This window comes from Yoonia sp. BS5-3, from assembly GCF_038069655.2.
GTDB classification, from domain to species: domain Bacteria; phylum Pseudomonadota; class Alphaproteobacteria; order Rhodobacterales; family Rhodobacteraceae; genus Yoonia; species Yoonia phaeophyticola.
This window is the reverse complement of sequence record NZ_CP150951.2, coordinates 3357554-3377321: the sequence shown is the minus strand read 5'-3', so window position 1 is coordinate 3377321 and position 19768 is coordinate 3357554. Positions and strand designations below refer to the sequence as shown.

The 19768-nt window shown below is 56.2% G+C and carries 18 protein-coding genes and 4 tRNA genes; 14 read left to right on the top strand and 8 right to left on the bottom strand.

The features are described 5' to 3' along the window. Positions 1-38 precede the first annotated feature (38 nt). The 5 genes from AABB29_RS17055 (at position 39) to AABB29_RS17035 (ending at position 6548) form a co-directional block, all read left to right on the top strand. Positions 39-1796 carry an ATP-binding protein gene (locus AABB29_RS17055; RefSeq protein ID WP_341365774.1) on the top strand — a complete coding sequence of 586 codons (1758 nt, stop codon included), beginning with the start codon at positions 39-41 and terminating at the stop codon, positions 1794-1796. Further along, positions 1793-3028 carry a sigma-54 dependent transcriptional regulator gene (locus AABB29_RS17050; protein ID WP_341365775.1) on the top strand — a complete coding sequence of 412 codons (1236 nt, stop codon included), beginning with the start codon at positions 1793-1795 and terminating at the stop codon, positions 3026-3028. Before AABB29_RS17055 ends, AABB29_RS17050 begins: the two co-directional genes overlap by 4 nt. Positions 3029-3297: 269 nt before the next feature. Then, positions 3298-4311, top strand: coding sequence for a DctP family TRAP transporter solute-binding subunit (locus AABB29_RS17045; protein WP_341365776.1), 1014 nt, complete (start codon positions 3298-3300; stop codon positions 4309-4311). Positions 4312-4381: 70 nt separating this feature from the next. Beyond that, positions 4382-5068 (top strand): TRAP transporter small permease, encoded by a 687-nt coding sequence (locus AABB29_RS17040; protein ID WP_341365777.1) that lies wholly within the window; start codon positions 4382-4384, stop codon positions 5066-5068. Between the two features lie 4 nt (positions 5069-5072). Next, positions 5073-6548 carry a TRAP transporter large permease gene (locus AABB29_RS17035; RefSeq protein WP_341365778.1) on the top strand — a complete coding sequence of 492 codons (1476 nt, stop codon included), beginning with the start codon at positions 5073-5075 and terminating at the stop codon, positions 6546-6548. Between the two features lie 54 nt (positions 6549-6602). Here AABB29_RS17035 and tpiA read toward each other — a convergent pair whose 3' ends face one another. After that, a complete protein-coding gene (gene tpiA / locus AABB29_RS17030) occupies positions 6603-7334 on the bottom strand; it encodes a triose-phosphate isomerase (RefSeq protein ID WP_341365779.1) in 732 nt (243 codons plus the stop codon). A gap of 312 nt (positions 7335-7646) precedes the next feature. Here tpiA and AABB29_RS17025 point away from each other — a divergent pair, with 312 nt between their 5' ends. Continuing rightward, the gene (locus AABB29_RS17025; protein ID WP_341365780.1) at positions 7647-8225 is read left to right on the top strand and encodes a 2OG-Fe(II) oxygenase; all 579 of its coding nucleotides are present in this window, start codon (positions 7647-7649) and stop codon (positions 8223-8225) included. Here the strand turns inward: AABB29_RS17025 and AABB29_RS17020 are convergent. The 6 genes from AABB29_RS17020 to AABB29_RS16995 form a co-directional block, all read right to left on the bottom strand. Next, the gene (locus AABB29_RS17020) at positions 8222-8521 is read right to left on the bottom strand and encodes a TfoX/Sxy family protein (RefSeq protein WP_341365781.1); all 300 of its coding nucleotides are present in this window, start codon (positions 8519-8521) and stop codon (positions 8222-8224) included. The genes AABB29_RS17025 and AABB29_RS17020 overlap by 4 nt on opposite strands. Next, positions 8521-8880, bottom strand: coding sequence for an iron-sulfur cluster assembly accessory protein (locus AABB29_RS17015; RefSeq protein ID WP_341365782.1), 360 nt, complete (start codon positions 8878-8880; stop codon positions 8521-8523). The genes AABB29_RS17020 and AABB29_RS17015 overlap by 1 nt, the downstream gene beginning before the upstream one ends. A gap of 72 nt (positions 8881-8952) precedes the next feature. After that, positions 8953-10155: a glycerophosphodiester phosphodiesterase family protein gene (locus AABB29_RS17010; RefSeq protein ID WP_341365783.1), complete on the bottom strand. Its 1203-nt coding sequence runs from the start codon at positions 10153-10155 to the stop codon at positions 8953-8955. Positions 10156-10230: 75 nt separating this feature from the next. Further along, positions 10231-10593 carry an SUF system Fe-S cluster assembly protein gene (locus tag AABB29_RS17005; protein WP_341365784.1) on the bottom strand — a complete coding sequence of 121 codons (363 nt, stop codon included), beginning with the start codon at positions 10591-10593 and terminating at the stop codon, positions 10231-10233. Positions 10594-10661: 68 nt separating this feature from the next. Beyond that, a complete protein-coding gene (locus AABB29_RS17000; RefSeq protein WP_341365785.1) occupies positions 10662-11795 on the bottom strand; it encodes an MFS transporter in 1134 nt (377 codons plus the stop codon). Between the two features lie 24 nt (positions 11796-11819). Then, a complete protein-coding gene (locus AABB29_RS16995) occupies positions 11820-12575 on the bottom strand; it encodes a DeoR/GlpR family DNA-binding transcription regulator (RefSeq protein ID WP_341365786.1) in 756 nt (251 codons plus the stop codon). A gap of 107 nt (positions 12576-12682) precedes the next feature. On the opposite strand from AABB29_RS16995, the gene tgt reads away from it, so the two are divergent. From tgt to AABB29_RS16955, 8 genes are all read left to right on the top strand, one after another. Continuing rightward, on the top strand, positions 12683-13819 hold the full coding sequence (gene tgt / locus AABB29_RS16990; protein ID WP_341365787.1) for a tRNA guanosine(34) transglycosylase Tgt: 1137 nt from the start codon (positions 12683-12685) through the stop codon (positions 13817-13819). A gap of 317 nt (positions 13820-14136) precedes the next feature. Continuing rightward, complete coding sequence (lon, locus tag AABB29_RS16985) at positions 14137-16545, top strand: endopeptidase La (protein ID WP_341365788.1); 2409 nt, start codon at positions 14137-14139, stop codon at positions 16543-16545. A gap of 119 nt (positions 16546-16664) precedes the next feature. Continuing rightward, a complete protein-coding gene (locus AABB29_RS16980; RefSeq protein WP_341365789.1) occupies positions 16665-16934 on the top strand; it encodes an HU family DNA-binding protein in 270 nt (89 codons plus the stop codon). A gap of 43 nt (positions 16935-16977) precedes the next feature. Next, a tRNA-Val gene (locus AABB29_RS16975) sits at positions 16978-17053 on the top strand. Positions 17054-17091: 38 nt separating this feature from the next. Next, positions 17092-17664, top strand: coding sequence for a histidine phosphatase family protein (locus tag AABB29_RS16970; protein WP_341365790.1), 573 nt, complete (start codon positions 17092-17094; stop codon positions 17662-17664). A gap of 41 nt (positions 17665-17705) precedes the next feature. Continuing rightward, positions 17706-17781: transfer RNA gene (locus AABB29_RS16965), tRNA-Val, on the top strand. Positions 17782-17932: 151 nt separating this feature from the next. Further along, positions 17933-18009: transfer RNA gene (locus tag AABB29_RS16960), tRNA-Asp, on the top strand. Positions 18010-18262: 253 nt separating this feature from the next. After that, positions 18263-18339, top strand: a tRNA-Asp gene (locus AABB29_RS16955). A gap of 251 nt (positions 18340-18590) precedes the next feature. On the opposite strand, the gene AABB29_RS16950 is transcribed toward AABB29_RS16955, so the two are convergent. Next, positions 18591-19703 carry an FAD-dependent monooxygenase gene (locus AABB29_RS16950; RefSeq protein WP_341365792.1) on the bottom strand — a complete coding sequence of 371 codons (1113 nt, stop codon included), beginning with the start codon at positions 19701-19703 and terminating at the stop codon, positions 18591-18593. Positions 19704-19768: the final 65 nt, after the last annotated feature.

The following is a 19768-nucleotide window of genomic DNA, read 5'->3' as shown; positions in this document are numbered from 1 at the left end:
CAAGCCGTGCTGGATATGCTGTTGGAATGAGCCGTTTTTTGAGACCACGCATCTTTATGATTGCCGCTTTTTTGGCCGCTGTGACGGTCTTTGCTGCGGGGGTCTGGTGGTATGGATACGTGGCGGCTTTGGGCCCGCTTGAACAGCGCGCCCGATCCGACTTGGCGCTCGCGTCAGACAGTCTGACGGGCGAGCTGCGCAGGTTTCGTGAATTGGCCGTGTTGACAGCAGATCACCCGCAGGTGCGCCCGGTGATGTCAGGCGCGGGCACACCCGACAGTTTGCGCCCGGTTCTGCAGGAAATTGCTGATAAGTCAGGTGCATTGGATATTTTGCTGGTCGATGGCGCAGGCCGGGCCGTTGTTGCGACGCAAGACGCGCGTCCGGTCGATCATCAAGGGCGCGCCTATTTTGAGCGTGCGATGGATGGGGCGCTGGGGCTTTCGCATCTTTATAGTACAACGCCCGGGCAGCGGGCCTTTGTTTTTGCGGCACCGGTTTTTTCGGCAGATGGTCCTGTGATTGGTGCTCTGCTCATTTACACCGATGTGGATGAGGTTGAGGCCTCATGGCGGGGCGCTTCGCCTGCGGTATTTTTTACGGACGCGTCGGGCGTCGTGTTTTTGTCGAACAGATCAGAGCTAGCGTTTCGGTATCGTACTGACGGCCCCGATCCGCGTCAGAGCGCGCCGCAGGTCAATTTCGCCCCGTTCACAGCATATTCCGAACGGCAAATTGGCAGATATCAGATTTGGACATTGGATGGCGGGCCATATTTGCCGGAACGCGCGCTGCATCTGACCGCGCCTTTGCCCGTGATTAATATGGTGGGCGAAGTGCTTGTCGATGTTGCACCCGCCCGTCAATTGGCGACGCTGCAAGCTGCCGTTGTCGCTGCGGTTTGTCTGGTGTTTGGGATGCTCTTGCTGATCACGACCCAGCGGCGTAGAACACTTGCCGCGCTTAACCTAAAACTCGAAGGACGGGTCGCTGATCGGACGGCCGCGCTCGAAAAGCTTAATGAAAACCTACGCCGCGAAGTGGCCGAGCGTGCGGCGGCCGAACTACGATTGCAAAAGGCGCAGGATGATTTGGTGCAGGCGGGAAAACTTTCGGCGCTTGGTCAAATGTCGGCGGGGATTTCACATGAGTTGAATCAACCGCTGACGGCGATCCAGTCTTTTGCAGAAAACGCACAAGGGTTTCTGGACCGCGAAAAGCCTGACATTGCAGCGCAAAATCTGGGCCGCATCTCTGAATTGGCCCGCCGTATGGGGCGGATCATTCGCAATCTGCGCGCTTTTGCCCGCCAAGAGGATGAGCCGCCAACAAATGTTGAACTGGTCGCGGTGATCGATGCGGTACTTGAAATTGTTGCCCCGCGCGCGCAGCAAGACGGCGTTGAATTGCTCTGGCAACGCCCCGACGCAGCTGTCATTGTGCGCGGCGGCGAGGTCCGCTTGCAGCAGGTAATCCTGAACCTTGTCACAAATGCGATGGATGCGATGGAAGAAAGCCACCCCAAGACCCTGACCATCGCGCTATCGGTCCAAGCTGGGCGCACGACGGTGTCGGTACGGGACACCGGCCCTGGTATTGCCGAACCTGAAAAGATATTTGATCCATTTTATACGACCAAAGCGATTGGGGCCGCCGAAGGCATGGGGTTGGGGCTGTCCTTGTCCTACGGCTTGGTGCAAAGTTTTGGCGGCGCTATTCGTGGACGCAATCACCCCGAAGGCGGGGCTGTTTTTACTGTTGAACTTGATTCCATCCAGCAAGAGGCTGCAGCATGACCTCTACCGTTTTGTTGGTCGATGATGATCGGGACATCCGCGAGGCGTTAGGGCAGACGCTTGAACTGGCCGATTTGATACCCGCTTTGGCAGGATCCTTTGTTGCGGCGAAAGACCTTTTGACCCCAACATTTGATGGGGTTGTCGTCTCAGACATCCGGATGCCCGGCCGGGATGGTTTCCATCTGCTGGACTATGTCCGCGAGGTGGATGCAGAGCTGCCTGTGATCCTGCTGACGGGCGAGGCGGATATCCCGATGGCTGTGCGCGCGATGTCGGCAGGGGCTTATGATTTTCTTGAAAAGCCTTGCGCGCCGCAAGACTTTGTCACTGTGATCAAAAGGGCGTTGAAAGCCCGGGCGCTCGTTTTGGAAAATCGGCGTTTGAAGGCTGCGCTTACCAGCGGGGATGCGGCGTCGCGGATGCTGTTTGGCAGTTCTGCCTTGGCAGAAGGGTTGCGCGATCAGGCGCGCGCTGCGGCAAAGGCAGGCACTGAGGTCCTGATCACGGGTGAGCCAGGATGCGGAACATCAAAAGTTGCCGAGGTCATCCATCTATTGTCGCGCCGCGCCGCGCATCCTTTTGTTAAACGGGCGGCGTCATCCTTAACGGGGGCGGGGCTGGCCGAGGCGTTTGAGGCCGCATCGGGCGGCACCTTGTATCTGGATGAGATCACCGGGCTTGATGCGGCCGTCCAGCTTCAGCTGCTTGATCAGCTTGATGCGGGGCAGGGGCCGTGTGTACTGGGTGCATCAACCCGCGATATGCAGGCGGCAATGGACACGGGCAGTTTTCATGCCGAACTATACTATCGGCTTGATATGATGGCGGTCCGCATCCCGTCTTTGCGTCAACGGCCCGAAGATATACCCGTTTTGTTTCGGCATTATGTGGCTCAGGCCAGCGAACAGGCCAATCTTACGCCGCCGCCGGTCACACCTGAATTGACGGCCAGATTGATGGCGCAGGATTGGCCTGGCAACGCCCGGGCCTTAATGAATGTCGCGATGCGGTTTGCCATGGGGCTAAGCGATATGGATGCGGGTGAAGGGCTTGGGCTCGCCGCGCAAATGGCCCAGATTGAGCGGTCATTGATCGTCTCGGCGTTGCAACGCCAGCAAGGGCGGGCGACAGATGTAGCGCGTGAATTGCAGCTGCCGCGAAAGACTTTTTACGACAAACTGGCGAAACATGGCCTGCGTGCCGAGGATTTTCGCAGGCCTTCTGCCTGACGACATGCGGCTATGACAATGCGCCCTATTGGGGCGGGTAAGTCACGATCAACTGTGCCGAATTTCGCATGACGCGGCCATGATGTGTGTGGTTTTCCGCACATGTGCCGATTGCGTTTCAGGTCATTCATAAGAAATTAGGTATATTTTTCAGCTATTTTGAGGGCCCGATCCATCCAGTGCGTAATTTTCTTGCGGCAGGTAGTGCTCCGGCGTTTTGTTAAAGCGCCGCTCTATATCGAGTGGGAAGAATTCCTTGGGAGGATATCATGACCTTTTTGAAAGCAGCAGCCGCAGCGGCTGCTATCTCTGTTTTGGCAACATCTGCACAAGCCGAAGGCGTAACCGGATGTGATGACGGTGAGATCGTCGTAAAGTTTAGCCATGTGACCAACACTGACCGCCACCCCAAAGGGATCGCGGCAACATTGCTGGCCGAGCGTGTGAACGCCGAGATGAACGGCGCGATGTGTATGGAAGTGTTTCCAAACTCGACACTCTATACAGATGAGCAGGTGATCGAAGCAATGCTACGCGGTGACGTGCAGCTGGCCGCGCCTTCGCTGTCCTTGTTTGAATCCATCACAAAAGCTTACCGCTTGTTCGATCTGCCATTCATGTTTGAGAACATTGAAGCCGTTGATGCATTCCAGGCATCCGAGGCAGGCCAGGCGATGAAAGACGCGATGCAGCGCCGCGGGCTGCAGGGTCTACAGTTCTGGCATAACGGGATGAAGCAGATCAGTGCGAATGTACCGCTCGAAGCGCCGATTGATGCGGATGGCCTGAAGTTCCGGGTACAGCCGTCCGACGTGCTGGTTGCGCAAATGGAAGCCCTGGGCGCCTCACCTCAGCCGATGGCCTTCTCCGAGGTGTATGGTGCGCTGCAAACAGGTGTTGTTGATGGTCAGGAAAACACCTGGTCTAACATCTACGGTCAGAAGTTCTTTGAAGTTCAGGACGGTATCACAGAAACCAATCACGGCATTATCGATTACCTGGTTGTTGCGTCGGTTGATTGGCTGGATAGCCTTGAGCCAGAAGTACGCGATCAATTCCTGACAATCCTCGACGAAGTTACCCAGACGCGGAACGGTGAATCCACCCGTGTGAACGCGGAAAACCGTCAGGCGATCCTGGATGCAGGCGGTATCGTCCGCGAGCTGACAGCCGAACAACGTGCGGTGTGGGTCGAAGCCATGAAACCGGTTTGGGATCAGTTCGCCGATGATGTTGGTCAGGAAAACATCGACGCGGCGCAGGCGATTAACGACTCGCTTTAAGTTGCTGAACTGACAATGGCGGCCCGTTCTTGCGGGCCGTCCTTGCTTGCCGTCCCGGGGGAGGGGAATAATGAGCAGCAAATACGCGCCCAAGGGGCCGGTTGGCCGTGCCGTGCACGGTTTCGAAGAAAATGCGATTGCGGTGTTGCTAGGGCTGATGACCCTACTGACCTTTGCAAATGTCGTTCTGCGCTACGGCTTTAACAGCTCGATTATCTGGAGCCTCGAGGTCGTGCTGGTCCTTTTTGCCTGGCTTGTTCTTTTTGGGGTGTCGTATTGCTTTAAGGTGACTGCGCATTTGGGCGTTGATGCGATCACAAACCTTCTTGCCCCGAAACCACGCAAAGTTGTCGCGTTAATTGCTGGCGCTGTTACGATTTTCTACGCTGTGATGCTGTTGAAAGGCGCGTGGGATCAATGGGCGCCGTTTGCCGATCTGCCGCCAACGACAGGGAAATGGTTCCCGACCGGTTTTGATACTGGGGCGCGGGGCCGCAGCTTCTTTGAAACAGACCAGATCCCGATGCTGGATTGGATGCGTTTTCTTGAAGACTGGATCAATTACGGCGAGCGTTACGACAAGATGCCGCGGATGGTCCCCTACACAATTCTACCGATTGCTGCCGTGCTCATTCTCTTTCGCGTGTGCCAAGCGGTGTGGCGCGTTTGGACGGATGAGGCCGATAGCCTGATCGTCAGCCACGAAGCCGAAGATGCGGTCGAAGAAGCCGCACAAACCCTTAGCAAAGAGGCTTGATCTGATGGAAGTTGCTCTTCTTTTTCTCATGATCGTTGGCCTGCTTTTGCTGGGCGTTCCGATTGCTGTATCGCTTGGGGTAAGCTCAATCATCTTTCAGTTGGCGTTTTCAGATACGTCGCTGGCTGCGGTGGCCCAATCGCTCTATCTGGCGATGGCCGGGCACTACACGTTGCTCGCGATCCCGTTCTTCGTTTTGGCGTCCTCGTTCATGTCGACCGGCGGTGTGGCCAAGCGGATCATTCGTTTTTCGATTGCGTGCGTGGGCCATTTGCAGGGCGGTCTGGCCATCGCTGGTGTCTTTGCTTGTATGATGTTCGCGGCCTTGTCCGGGTCATCGCCCGCAACAGTGGTCGCCATCGGCACAATCGTGATCGCGGCGATGCGACAGGTTGGATACACAAAGGAATTTGCGGCCGGTGTGATCTGTAACGCAGGCACGCTGGGCATCTTGATCCCGCCATCAATTGTGATGGTCGTCTATGCGTCTGCAACAGATGTCTCTGTGGGCCGGATGTTCCTTGCTGGTGTGATCCCAGGACTTTTGGCGGGCTTTTTGCTAATGGTGACGATCTATGTGATCGCCCGGATCAAGAATATGCCAAAAGGACAATGGCAGGGCTGGGGCGAAGTCTTCGCCAGCTTCCGCGATGCGGTCTGGGGGCTTTTGCTGATCCTGATCATCATGGGCGGTATCTATGGTCACCCTTGGGTGTCATTTGCCGATGGCTTTTCGCTTTTCTGGAAAAAGGGCGCGTTTACACCAACCGAGGCCGCCGCCGTTGCCGCTGTCTACGCCTTTGTCGTCGCGACCTTTGTTTACCGTGACATGGGGCCACTGGCTGCGCGCGACAGTGAAGGCAGTGTGTTCCAGGGTGAGGCCGTCAGCCTGTCAGCGGCGGCAGTGCCGCAAAAAGCAAGCCTGCTGCAGAAACCATGGGCATTGATCACGGCATTCTTTCACAAAGATACCCGTGAAACGCTGTTCGAAGGCGGCAAATTGACCATCACGCTGATGTTCATTATTGCCAATGCGCTTTTGTTGAAGCACGTGCTGACGGATGAGCAAATCCCGCAGCATATCGCGGGCGCGATGCTGGACGCGGGCCTGGGGCCGGTGACCTTCTTGATTATCGTCAACGTGATCTTGCTGATCGGTGGCCAGTTCATGGAGCCATCAGGGCTGATCGTGATCGTTGCACCACTGGTGTTCCCGATCGCGATTGAGCTGGGTATCGACCCCATTCACCTCGGGATTATCATGGTCGTGAATATGGAAATTGGGATGATTACGCCGCCAGTTGGGTTGAATCTGTTCGTTACATCAGGTGTCGCACAGATGCCCATGATGGCGGTTGTCCGGGCTGCACTGCCGTTCTTGGCTGTGCTGTTCATCTTCTTGATTATGATCACTTATATCCCGGCGATCTCGACGTTCTTACCGACCTATTTCATGGGGCCTGAGATCATCGTGAACTAACCTCGGCGCGGGCTCAAATTTCTAGAAATTTGAGCCCGCGGTCGCTCTGCATTATCAGGCATTTTCTAATGCCGTAATGATGGGTGAGAAGTCGGCGGCCTTCAAACTGGCACCACCCACCAAGGCGCCATCCACATTGGCGACACTGAAAATTTCGGCGGCATTGCTTCCTTTGACCGAGCCACCGTACAAAATGCGCATATGTGCACCATCGGCAAAGCGTGCCGTCAGGCGAGAACGGATATGGGCGTGAACCTCTGCGATCTGGGCGGTTGTGGGCACTTTGCCGGTCCCAATCGCCCATACGGGTTCATAAGCAATCACGGTGTTTTCGTGATCTGCACCGTCAGGAACCGATCCCGCAAGCTGACGGTCTATCACCGCCAGTGTCGTTTCGGCCTCGCGTTCGGCCAAAGTCTCGCCAATGCAAATGACGGCAATCAACCCGGCGTCATAACTGGCCTGCGATTTCGCTGCGATCATCTCGTCGGTTTCATGATGATCTGTGCGCCGTTCGGAATGCCCTGTCAAAACATAACTAGCGCCCGCGTCGGCAAGCATTTCAGCACTCAGATCGCCTGTATGCGCGCCGGATTCGCCCATGTGGCAATCCTGACCGCCAATATCAAAGGGCGTATCTTCGCACGCGCCGATCAGTGTCGCGGGGGGGCAAATCAGGATATCAACATCCGCATCGCCATGTTTATCCTCGAGATGTTTCAGCTCGATCAAACTGGCGCGCAGCCCGTTCATTTTCCAGTTTCCAGCGGCGAGTTTACGGGGCATGCGAGCTCCTGTCTGTGAATGCTTTGCGAAGTGGTAGCAAGCTGCTGCGCGAATTCCTAGGGGCGTTGCTGAACAGGTTCGCCCTACAGACCAAAGCTGGCCCTGCTGTCACTCAAGTGGCGTCGACAGCATGTTATTGGCGCCGGATGTACGGTTGAAAAGGACATGTTGTTTGGTGTATCGAAGCGCATGCTTTTGCAAATTTTCCATAGCGGGCGCAGATGCCACAGCGCTTTTCTAAGAGGGTGCCACCGCTGATCTTCTCAAGATCGGCGCAACCTTCCTTTTGGACAACCTATATGGAGATAGCAGATGTCTATTCCCCCCGATTTGGGCCATCTCGTGTTCGAGGTGCCAAACTTTGTAAGCCACGCGTTTTGCCGTGATGTCATCAGTCGGGCCCACTCAGATGGTTTTGCGGTGGCCACAATTAGCACCGAACGTGGTAGCGATGTCGTGCAAGACATTCGCAATAATGACCGCGTGATCTTCGATGATCGCGCGCTTGCGAACAGTCTTTGGCATAGGGCCGGATGTCATTTTGTGTCGCCCTTCAAGGGCCAGCGGGCCGTCCGCCTGAATGAACGGTTCCGTGTCTACCGTTATCGCCCTGGGCATTTCTTCGATTGGCATCAAGACGGCATCTTTACGCATCCTGATGGCAGCATCAGTCAGTTTACGATGATGATTTATCTCAATGAGGCGTGTGAAGGTGGAGGCACCAGCTTTGCGGATGTTCTATCGCCACATGTCTTTTGGGACTTCACCATCGCTCCACGGACCGGCAAAGCGCTTTTCTTCCATCACCCGCTGTCCCACAGAGGCGACCAGATCACATCTGGCGAGAAATTTGTCTTGCGAACCGACGTGATGTTTGAGTCGCCTCGCTAAGACAACAAGGCGAGTGTCTGGCGCGCGAGACGGCAGGCCTCGCTTGGATCATCCAATGCCGCGTCGGGCATCGACCAATAAGGCATGTTGTGGAACTGCTCTGCGCCATCCCCTGCCATTTCCAAGGCGAGGTCGCCTGTCGATTTCAGATATAGCCGACCTTCGCTGCTCATAAGTGCGAAGACAGTGCCACCTTGATAAAGGCAAATACCGCCAAACATTTTACGGATTGTCACAGATCCAAGGTCGGAAAACAGATCGACGGCAAAGGCGATATCCCCATCGCCAAGCGCCATTATTTTGCGATGTTCTCATCGAACTTGATCGACTCGCCGCAGCCGCAGGCATCAACCACATTGGGGTTGCGGAACTTGAAGCCAGCCTCAAGCAGGCTGACCTCATAGTCGATTTCGGTGCCAAAAAGGAACATTTGCGCCATAGGGGCAATCATCACCCGGGCGCCCTGATGTTCGACCACTTCGTCATGAGGGTCGACCTCATCGACGTAGTCCATGGTATATTCCATCCCCGCGCAGCCGCCTTTCTTGACGCCAATCCGCAGCCCTTCATGCCCGTCCTTGGACATCAGTTTTGCGATCTGTGCTGCGGCTTTATCTGTGATCGTGACGGCCTGCTTGCCGGGAATACCGAACATGAGCGTTCTCCTTTGTTCGGAAAGATAAGCATACCGGGGCGGCCCGGCAAGGGACCGCCCACGGCGAAGTGATTAAAGACCCATGCAATTGGCGTAATAGGTCGTGGTCGCAGGCCAGTCAGAGAAGACACCGACAACGCCCACATCCTGGGCCAATACGTCCAGCACTTCGAAATAGTCGCCATCCGTATCAACGACTTCGGTCACGGTCTGGTAGTACCAACCGCCGCCCGAGGCGAGCGGGCCAGAGCGTTCCAGCGTCCAGGTGATGATCTCAAGATCGGCCTCTTTCGCGGCAACAGCCAGGGCCGATGGCACCATTTCGCCGTCTTCGAGCGTGATCAGCATCCATAGCGGCGGCGCGATGAAATTGATGCCCATGGCTTTCAGCTCTTCCATGGTGTTCGGCCATGTGGCCGGATCAAGCGGTGAGTACCCTTCGATGTTGTACTCATCCATAAGGTAGACCGCCTGCGCACCGAATTCCGGTTCGTTTTCAACCCAGTAAAGGACATCTTCCAAGTTGAAAGACTGCAGCCAGACATCTGATGCAGGCACGCCAGCGGCTTTGTATTCGTCCACCAATTTCTGGGCGTAATCCTCTTGACTAAAGCCATCATGGGGCATCTCGACAGAGGGTGACTTCAGCTCAGGCGTGAACTTTGCGCCCAGATCGCGGAACAGCTCGATCGACTCCGCATGGGTCATCAACGTGGCGTTGTTCACATAGAGATCGGTGCGCCAAGTGGCTGTTCCGCCTAAATATTCCTCAGCCGTCGTGGCCGCACTGTTCGACGCGTCCATCTTGGGCGACAGCGTTTGGAACTCGGCCAAAGTCAGATCAGATGTGCGGCATTCGGCGCTGGCCTCTGTATCGCCCGAGGCGGCTGAAAACGGCGTCGTACATTGATCGGCCAGATCGGTGACCACGATGTTCGTCGTTGTGTGCAGGTCATTCTGGGCGTGACGGCAGACAAGTTCATGGTCGCTTGTAAAGGTCACGTCACATTCGAGGATGCCTGCACCCATCTGGGCCGCAGCGACGTTGGATTCGACGGTATGTTCAGGGAATAGCAGCGGGGCACCGCGGTGACCGATAGAGAAATCGGACCGCGTGGGCGTCTGGGCTGCGCATGATTCCAGTTGCGTTTTCAAGGGGCTGTCGGCCATCTGACTGATCAGGTAGGCGGGGCGGGGGCCATAGGTGAGGGCCGTATCAGCAATGGCCGTGCTGCCTGCGAAAGCGGCCAAAAGGGTGAGAGAAATGCGCGTCATAGCGTGCTCCATAGATGTTAACAGAGCTGGGATGACGCTGAATTGTAACGGAAAAATTTCGACTTTATGACGGTTTTACATAAAGCCCAGCTCAAGCCGGGCTTCGTCTGACATCATCTCCATACCCCATTGGGGTTCGAAGGTCATTTCCACATCGACCTGTTTGACCCCGGGCAAAGGTTCGACCGCGTCAGCCACCCAGCCGGGCATTTCCCCGGCAACCGGGCAGCCGGGCGCGGTGAGTGTCATGATAATATTCACGGCATTATCTTCTTTGACATCAATGGTATAGATCAGACCAAGGTCATAGATATTTACGGGGATTTCCGGATCATAAACCGATCTGCAGGCCTGCACGATATCCTCATAGAGCGGATGGTCTGTAGAGGAGGGCGCAATCAAAGGCACCCCTTCGATTTGTGTATCGCTATCTGTCATGGCATCCGTTCCTGAATTCCTGAGAGTTCATATAGGGTTTGGCGGGCAGGCCGTAAAGGGCGCAAGGCTCATGCGCGGATCACGAACCGCGCGGTAAGAGGGATGATGGCAAAAAGCACCGCCAAGAGCCAGAAAGCTGCGGTCAGACTGGTCGTGTCGGCGACAAATCCGACAAGCGCAGGACCAAGCAGAATACCCGCATAGCCGGTGGTCGTCACCGATGCGACAGCAAGGCTGGGCGGCATGATCTTTTGGCGGCCAGCTGCGCTGAAGACGATCGGGACAAGGTTCGCAGCCCCAAGACCAATCAGAATGAAACCGCCAAAGGCAAATATGGGCGTGGTAAATACAAGCACGGCTGCAAGACCCGCAATCGCGGTCACGCTGCCAATGATCAAGACCTTGAATTCGCCCATGATCCCGACGGTTTGATCACCGGTCAATCGGGCCAGCACCATGGCGATTGAGAAGAGGATATACCCGATGCCTGCATTCTCAACGGCGATCAATTGACGGTCAACGACCAACAAGGCCCCCCAGTCCAGGATTGCGCCCTCGACCAAAAACGTAATCGCCGCCAGCGCGGCCAGCAGCAGCACAATTCCGCGTGGCCGGACGAAAGCAACCGGTTCTACGCCACTGACCGGCAAAAGACGCGGACGTGCACCCAGCATAGTGGCCAGCCCGATTAACCCGCCGATGGCCGCTGCCGCTGCTGGCGATACATTCATCGAAAGCAATAGTGTGGTCAGCCCCGCCCCGCAAAAACCGCCAATGCTGAATTGCGCATGGAAATTCGACATCAACGGGCGTCCTTCGCGTTCCTGCACCTCTGCCCCATGTATATTCATGGCAACATCAATTGTGCCCAAGGATGCACCGAACAAAAACAGCAGGGTGCCTGCGCCGATTGGGCCGGTCATGATCGTCAAAAGCGGCAGACAGATCACCAAACCCAAGCCGCCTAGCAATATCATTGCCCTTGCGCCTTTGCGCGCGGCGACGATCCCGGTGATGGGCATCGCGACAATCGAACCAAGGCCCAGGCAAAGCAGAACCAATCCAAACGCACCTTCATCGGCTCCGATTTGGGCTTTGATAAAGGGGAAAAGCGGCGCGCAGCATCCTGACGCGAAACCGCCCGTGAAAAAGGCAAGCCGGGTGGCCAGGCGGGCGGGGGCTGTTGCGGCATAATCAGTCATTTGCGGGCTCGTATGTGTGAAAGGTTAAACGGTGACGACCGCGGCGCCGGCCTCTGACAGGGCGGCAGTTTGATCTTTAGGGGCGTCGGTGATGATGACCGCAATATCCTGCAGCGGCAAAGTTTGATGGCGGGCACGTTTGCCGATTTTTTTCCCTTCCGTCACAATAATGGTCTGGGCGGCGGCGGCATGCATCGCCTGCTTCATTTGCGCTTCTGCATAATCGTCAGCGCTCAGCCCCCAATCGGGATCGATCCCGCAGGCCCCAAGCACGGCAATATCTGCTGCAATCCGTTCGGCCTGCAGGATCGTGTCATTTCCTGTTGTGATGCCCCCACGCGGGCTCAGCGTACCGCCAAGCAGAAACACGTCGATATTCGCCTCCTGACACGCGATTGCGACCCAAGGGGAGGGGGTGATAACCAATCTGCCATCAACGCGCGGCAGCTGCGGTATCAGCGCAAGTGTTGTTGTGCCGCCGTCAACCAGCACTGTCTTGGCATCACCAATGATCTTGATAGCTGCCGTGATAAGGGCCGTTGCGACCGTCGTCTTTTTTGAAAGTCTGCGGTGAAGCGCCTTTGCAGGCGTGGCAATCGGCACTGCACCGCCGCGTATCCGGGTCGCCATCCCCGAGGCTTCTAACGCCAAAATGTCGCGGCGCACGGTGTCCAGCGACACGCCAAATTCATCGGCAATCTGTGACGCGACAAGCTGCGCACCATCTTGCAACCGCATTCCAAGAATGCGCTGTCGTGTATCGGGATTGTTGAGGTCCATGCAAAATCCTGCATAAAGTTGCAGAATCATGCATAGCGAGATGATGTTAGACAATCAAGATTTCCGATGGCTCTTGGCAAACCTGCCGTGATCTAGGAAGAGGGGGTATGACACAAAGATTTTCATTTGCGCTGAACGCCACCGACGGCAAAGCCCGCACGGGCGTGATCACGACGCCGCGCGGCGATATTCGGACGCCGGCCTTTATGCCCGTGGGTACTGCAGCGACCGTCAAGGCGATGATGCCTGAAAGCGTTGCGGCGACCGGTGCGGACATCCTGCTAGGCAATACCTATCATTTGATGCTGCGCCCCACGGCCGAACGGATCGACCGGTTGGGCGGCCTGCATAAGTTCATGAACTGGAACAAGCCCATTCTGACCGATAGCGGCGGCTTTCAGGTGATGTCTCTGGCCGGGCTTCGCAAGCTGACCGAAGAAGGGGTGACCTTCAAGTCGCATATCGACGGTTCGAAACATGCGCTGACGCCGGAACGCTCCATGGAAATCCAGCGTCTTCTGGGTTCGGACATTGTGATGTGTTTTGACGAATGCCCGGCCTTGCCCGCCGATCGCGCCCGGATTGAGTGCAGTATGGAGCTGTCCATGCGTTGGGCGCAGCGCTCGCGCGAAGCCTTTGGCGATCGCCCCGGCCATGCCCTGTTTGGCATTCAGCAGGGCGGTTTGGAGGAAGACCTGCGCGCCCGCAGCGCTGAGGCCCTGCGCGGGATCGAGTTTGATGGCTATGCCGTAGGCGGCCTGGCGGTGGGCGAAGGGCAGGAGGCGATGTTTTCCGTGCTGGACTTTGCCCCGGATCAGCTGCCTGTGGACAAGCCCCGCTATCTGATGGGCGTGGGCAAGCCGGATGATATCGTCGGCGCGGTCAAGCGCGGGATTGATATGATGGATTGCGTGCTGCCCAGTCGGTCAGGCCGGACGGGGCAGGTGTTTACCCGCAGGGGCGTGGTGAACATCAAAAACGCACGGCATGCAGATGATCCGCGCCCGCTGGACGAAGACTGCACATGCCCTGCCTGCCGGAACTATTCACGGGCCTATCTGCATCACGTATTCCGCGCAAATGAGATGATCAGCGGCATGCTGCTGACCTGGCACAACCTGCATTATTTCCAAGAGATCATGCAGGGTATGCGAGATGCGATTGCAGCGGGTACGTTCGGCGTTTGGGAAAAGAACTTCCACGAAACGCGTGCACTTGGCGATATTGAGCCGATTGTCACGTAGGGCCGGTCACAATCAGGCCTGGCGATTCGATCCAGGCAAGTGGGCGTAGGCTGTTGATGACTGATTGGCAGAAAACATGGCTTGTTGACGGTTGGTTGGCTGAATTTCAGCCTCGCTCCTTCTGAATTGGGCAGAAACGTTAAACAATTTGTGTTGGACTGCTTGCAGCGGTGCGCGGGGACGGGCACTTTGTCCCAGACACGTCATTTGTGGTTGAAAGTCTTAACGCCTGAACCCACATACCCATTCCAAAGGGGACGCATCTTGTTGCCGCCAATGCGGGACCGGCGCGTCTTGCCAAAAAAGGAAAAAAGAGCATGCAAGAACCATTGAGTTCAAGTTACCCCGTCCTGCCGCTGCGCGATATTGTGGTGTTCCCACATATGATCGTGCCGCTTTTTGTGGGTCGGGAAAAGTCCGTCAACGCGTTGGAAGAGGTGATGCAGGATGACAAGCAAATCCTGCTATCCAGCCAAATAGATCCTGGTGAGGATGACCCGGATCAGGACGGTATCTATAAATCGGGCGTGCTGGCAAATGTGCTTCAGCTGCTGAAACTGCCCGATGGCACGGTTAAAGTGCTGGTTGAGGGGCGCAGTCGTGTGCGCATCACTGGTTTTGTCGAAAACGCCAATTTCTTTGAAGCTTCCGCTGAATATCTGACCGAACGACCAGGCGATCCGGCCGAGGTTGAGGCGTTGGTGCGCAATGTCTCCGCTGAATTTGAGCGTTATGCAAAAATCAAAAAGAACATCCCCGAAGAGGCGATGGCCGCCGTCGGTGACGCCGCAGAGCCTGAGAAATTGGCCGATCTGGTCGCCGGGCATTTGGGGATCGAGGTTGACCAGAAACAGGCGCTTCTTGAAACGCTTTCTGTCACCGATCGTCTAGAAAAAGTGTTCGGCTTGATGCAGGGCGAAATGTCTGTCCTACAGGTCGAAAAAAAGATCAAAACCCGCGTCAAAACCCAGATGGAGCGGACCCAACGCGAATATTACCTGAATGAGCAGATGAAAGCCATTCAGAAGGAACTGGGTGATGGCGAAGAAGGTCAGAACGAAGTTGATGAGCTGGAGGCGAAGATTGCCGAAACCAAGCTGTCAAAAGAGGCTAAGGAAAAGGTCGATGCCGAGCTGAAAAAGCTCAAGAACATGTCGCCGATGTCCGCTGAGGCGACTGTTGTGCGCAATTACCTTGACTGGATTTTGTCTGTCCCTTGGGGCACCAAATCCCGCACCAAAAAGGACCTTGGTCGCGCTGAGGCGATCTTGGATGCCGATCACTATGGATTGGAAAAGGTCAAAGAACGCATCGTCGAATATCTTGCGGTGCAGCAGCGGTCAAAAAAGCTGAAAGGCCCGATCATGTGCCTTGTTGGCCCTCCGGGCGTGGGTAAGACCAGCCTGGGCAAATCGGTGGCCAAGGCCACGGGGCGCGAGTTTATCCGCATTAGCCTTGGCGGCGTGCGCGATGAAAGCGAAATTCGCGGGCACCGCCGGACCTATATCGGATCGATGCCCGGTAAGATCATTCAGGCTTTGAAAAAGGCCAAAACGACGAACCCGCTGATCCTGCTGGATGAGATCGACAAGATGGGCCAGGATTTCCGGGGCGATCCCGCATCCGCCATGTTGGAGGTACTGGACCCCGAACAGAACGCCACATTCGTGGATCACTATCTGGAGGTCGAATATGACCTCTCAAACGTGATGTTCCTGACCACGTCGAACAGCTACAACATGCCGGGCCCCTTGCTGGACCGGATGGAGATTATCAGCCTTTCTGGCTATACTGAGGACGAAAAGCGCGAGATTGCGCGCCAGCACTTGCTGCCCAAGGTCATGAAGAACCATGGCTTGAAGGAGAAGGAATTCAGCGTATCTGACGATGCTTTGACCGCCATGATCCGCGTCTACACCCGCGAGGCGGGCGTGCGGAATATGGAGCGTGAGCTGGCGAAGGTCGCCCGTAAGGCAGTGACCAAGATCGTCAAGAAAGAGGCCGAAGCCATTGAGGTGACTGCAGAAAACCTGGACGACTTCTTAGGGGTTGAAAAGCACCGCTTTGGTCTGGCCGAGGAAGAGGATCAGGTGGGTGTTGTCACCGGGCTGGCCTGGACCAGCGTGGGCGGCGATCTGCTGAACATCGAGGCGCTGCGCCTGCCGGGCAAGGGCCGGATGAAGACCACCGGGAAACTGGGCGATGTGATGAAGGAATCCATCGATGCGGCGTCTTCCTATGTGCGCTCGATCGCGCCTGAAATTGGGGTGAAGCCGCCAAAGTTCGACACGCTGGACATCCACGTGCACGTCCCCGATGGGGCAACGCCCAAGGATGGTCCATCGGCTGGCTTGGCGATGGTGACATCTATCGTTTCGGTCCTGACAGGCATTCCGATCCGCAAGGATATCGCGATGACTGGTGAAGTGTCGTTGCGTGGTAACGCCATGCCGATTGGCGGGCTGAAGGAAAAACTGCTGGCCGCGCTGCGCGGTGGGATCACCACGGTGTTCATCCCGCAGGACAACGCCAAGGATCTGCCCGAGATCCCGGACAATGTGAAAGAGGGGCTGACGATCATCCCCGTCAAACATGTCTCGGAAGTGTTGGAACAGGTCTTGGTTAGCCAGCCGGAACCCATCGAATGGGACGAGGCGGCGGAAGAGGCAGCCGCAGCCGCGGCCTTGGCTGCTGGTACGGCAGGCGAGGGTGCGCGCGCCCATTGATCCCTGAACAGGTTTGAATTTAAGGCGTCCGGTATGAAATCCGGGCGCCTTTTTCATGTGCGCTGGCAAAGCGCCGGCAATTCAGGTAGCTCGAACATCAGAACACAAGGAGAGCCGCGATGACTGAGACAGCAGAAACCGATCCAGCAGGGCCGATGAAGAAGCCTCAGTTGCTCGATGAGGTGGTGGCTCGGACCAATGTGAAGAAACGCGATGCCAAGCCTGCGGTTGAGGCGGCTTTGGCTGTGATAGCCGAGGCGTTGTCGAATGGCGACGATGTGAACCTGCCGCCATTAGGCAAGTTACGCGTGATCAAATCGAAGGATCTAGAGGCGGGCGCCAAGGTTCTGACGTTGAAACTGCGTACGATGAAATCGGCCTCAGCTTAGGGCTTGCAGCGGGGCGTTGGGCGCGTTAAATCGCATAGAACCCGGGTGATTAGCTCAGTTGGTAGAGCGCTTCGTTTACACCGAAGATGTCGGGAGTTCGAGTCTCTCATCACCCACCATTCTCCAATGAAGTCAACGATTTAATCGGAGTTGTCGAATGAGCTATCCCGAGCTGTATATCCTGCGCCACGGCGAGACCGAGTGGAACGCGGAAAACCGGATGCAAGGGGGGCTCAATTCGCCGCTGACGGCCAAAGGCGAGGGGGATGCCCGCCGGCAGGGAGAGATTTTAGCAGGGCTTGATCTGGATGGTTTTCAGTTTCTGTGCAGCCCACAGGGGCGCGCGTTTCAAACTGCGGGTATCGCGCTGACGCGAATCGCGGATCGTATCACCACAGATGATCGTCTGCGCGAGATCGGCGTGGGAGAATGGCAGGGGCGTTTGCGATCCGAATTATCTGTTGATGGTCCGGTGCGCGATGGCCCCGATGGCCCGATTGCCATGTATGAGCATGCCCCAGGCGGCGAAGGATTTGCGGCGCTCGAGGCCCGCTGCCGCGATTTCCTGGGCGATCTGAAAGGGCCTTCTGTTCTGGTAACCCATGGAATTACCTCAAGAATGTTGCGCAGCATCCTGCTGGGGCAGGGCCGTGATACGCTGGGCCAATTGCCGGGCGGACAGGGCAATGTGTTCCATTTGAGAGATGGCGTGCAAATTGAGCTAACCTGACGCTTGCATACCTGCGCGATGTGTCCTAAACCGCGCGGACCGGGTGATTAGCTCAGTTGGTAGAGCGCTTCGTTTACACCGAAGATGTCGGGAGTTCGAGTCTCTCATCACCCACCACTCCTTCTTTAAAATGTAGCTACAAATGCCGCGAAAAGCGGGATCAGATGTTCTTTCTTCTGTATTTTTTCATTCTGTCAAATATGCCGCTTGACGCAGTCAAATCGCAGAACTAGAAGCAGCGGACATGAAGCGGAAACGCTTATGATGCGCGGTTGTAGCTCAGCTGGTTAGAGTACCGGCCTGTCACGCCGGGGGTCGCGGGTTCGAGCCCCGTCAACCGCGCCATTTTCCAAAAAAAGCGTCGATATCAAGTTTTGACATCGAAATGATGTTAACCGTCTTCAAACGCACAACTTTTTCAATACAGACCCCGTACATATCGCGTACAGAAGCTGTATGTACACGATGACGCACACAACCGGATAAACGTGGCGGGCGTTGCTGTTGGGTAATTCCCTGGCAACGGAAGGAAAGTTCCAAATCACTGCCGATTTGCCGTTGACGGCCCGGCACGCGCATATTATCCCGCCCCTCACGCGCGGTTGTAGCTCAGCTGGTTAGAGTACCGGCCTGTCACGCCGGGGGTCGCGGGTTCGAGCCCCGTCAACCGCGCCACTTCATTTCTCATTGATGTCTGCAAAAAATACGTGGACAGATTTGGATGTCCGATGCAACGGCAGGCTTGCTCTCGTAAAGGGGTTCTTCGTCGATTTTGGTCCAAATTTATCTGACGATGAAAAATAGCGCATCACTGCGAACCGACATGAACAATCTGTACCGGTCGCGCTTTGCCAACCAGCGAAACACCGAAACAAGGAAAGTTCCGGTGTGCTGCACAAGCGAAGGTCCAATCTGTTATTCGCCAGCTAGGTGCGAAGCATACGGCGGACAATCATACGATTGATGGGCAAAAAGCCACCAAATGTCCCGAGCGCGCTTAGACCCAAACGTTTGGCAAATCCATCCTTCACCATCGCCCGTCGACGCGCATTTTCGGTGAACGCGATGATGTCACGCCCGCGCAAATGACGCGCCGGGCCATAGCCTTCATCGAACTTCTTGTCCAACCGGTCCGCCATCAACCGGTCCACCCATTCGTTTGCATCCTGAATGCCAAGGTTCATGCCGCGCCCGCCCACGGGCGAATGGGTATGCGCCGCATCGCCAGCAATCCAGACCCGACCGCGACCATAGCTATTCGCCTGCCGTATCCCGATAGTGAAATCCCCCTCACGGTGGATGTGATCGACCTTGATCGGGACAGGCAAAGAAGCAATCGCATCTGGTTCTGAAGCGACAATCCGGTACCGTGTCGGCCCAATGGGAATAATGAACGCCGCGTTGCCATCATCCTTCAGGTAAACGCGAAACACCCCAGGCTCTGTCCAGTCATGGGCATCAATATCGGCGATGGACCACTTGCTGGGCAAATCGTAACCCTTCATTTCTTCCCCTAGATAATCACGTACGCGCGAACGGACCCCATCAGCACCGAGGACAAAAGCAAACTGTTCTGTCTCGCCATTGATACGGGCCGTGACGCGGTCGGAACTGTCTTCGGACATGGTTTCCAGCGTGTTTTCATACTGAACCGCCACCCCGTGTTCCGCCAGCTTTGCCGCTAAGATTGCTTCGGTCTCGTTTTGCGGGAGACAGAAGAGCCGTTGGTTCGGATCGGGGTCGACGTCCAGATTGAGGTGCGTCGCGATTTGCCTGCCGTTCCAGATTTCCACCCGATGAACCGGCTGAGCCTTCTTCCGGATCGATGCACCAGCGCCTGATAGGTCAAGAATATCCATCGCCCAGGGCATAATTCCAACCGCGCGTGACAATGGCGAAGGGCCGTCGCGCCGTTCAATGATCTTGGTCGGAACGTCCCGACGCGCCAGTTCGAGCGCGGCAGTTAATCCTGTAGGGCCGGCACCAACAATCAAGACCGGCTTTGCAGGAGTAACATCGAGGATTGATGGGCTGGTCATTGGTGTTTCCTTTCAATAGATAATGTTGTCACTGCCCACTTAGGGTTCAATGTAGTCGATGTCAA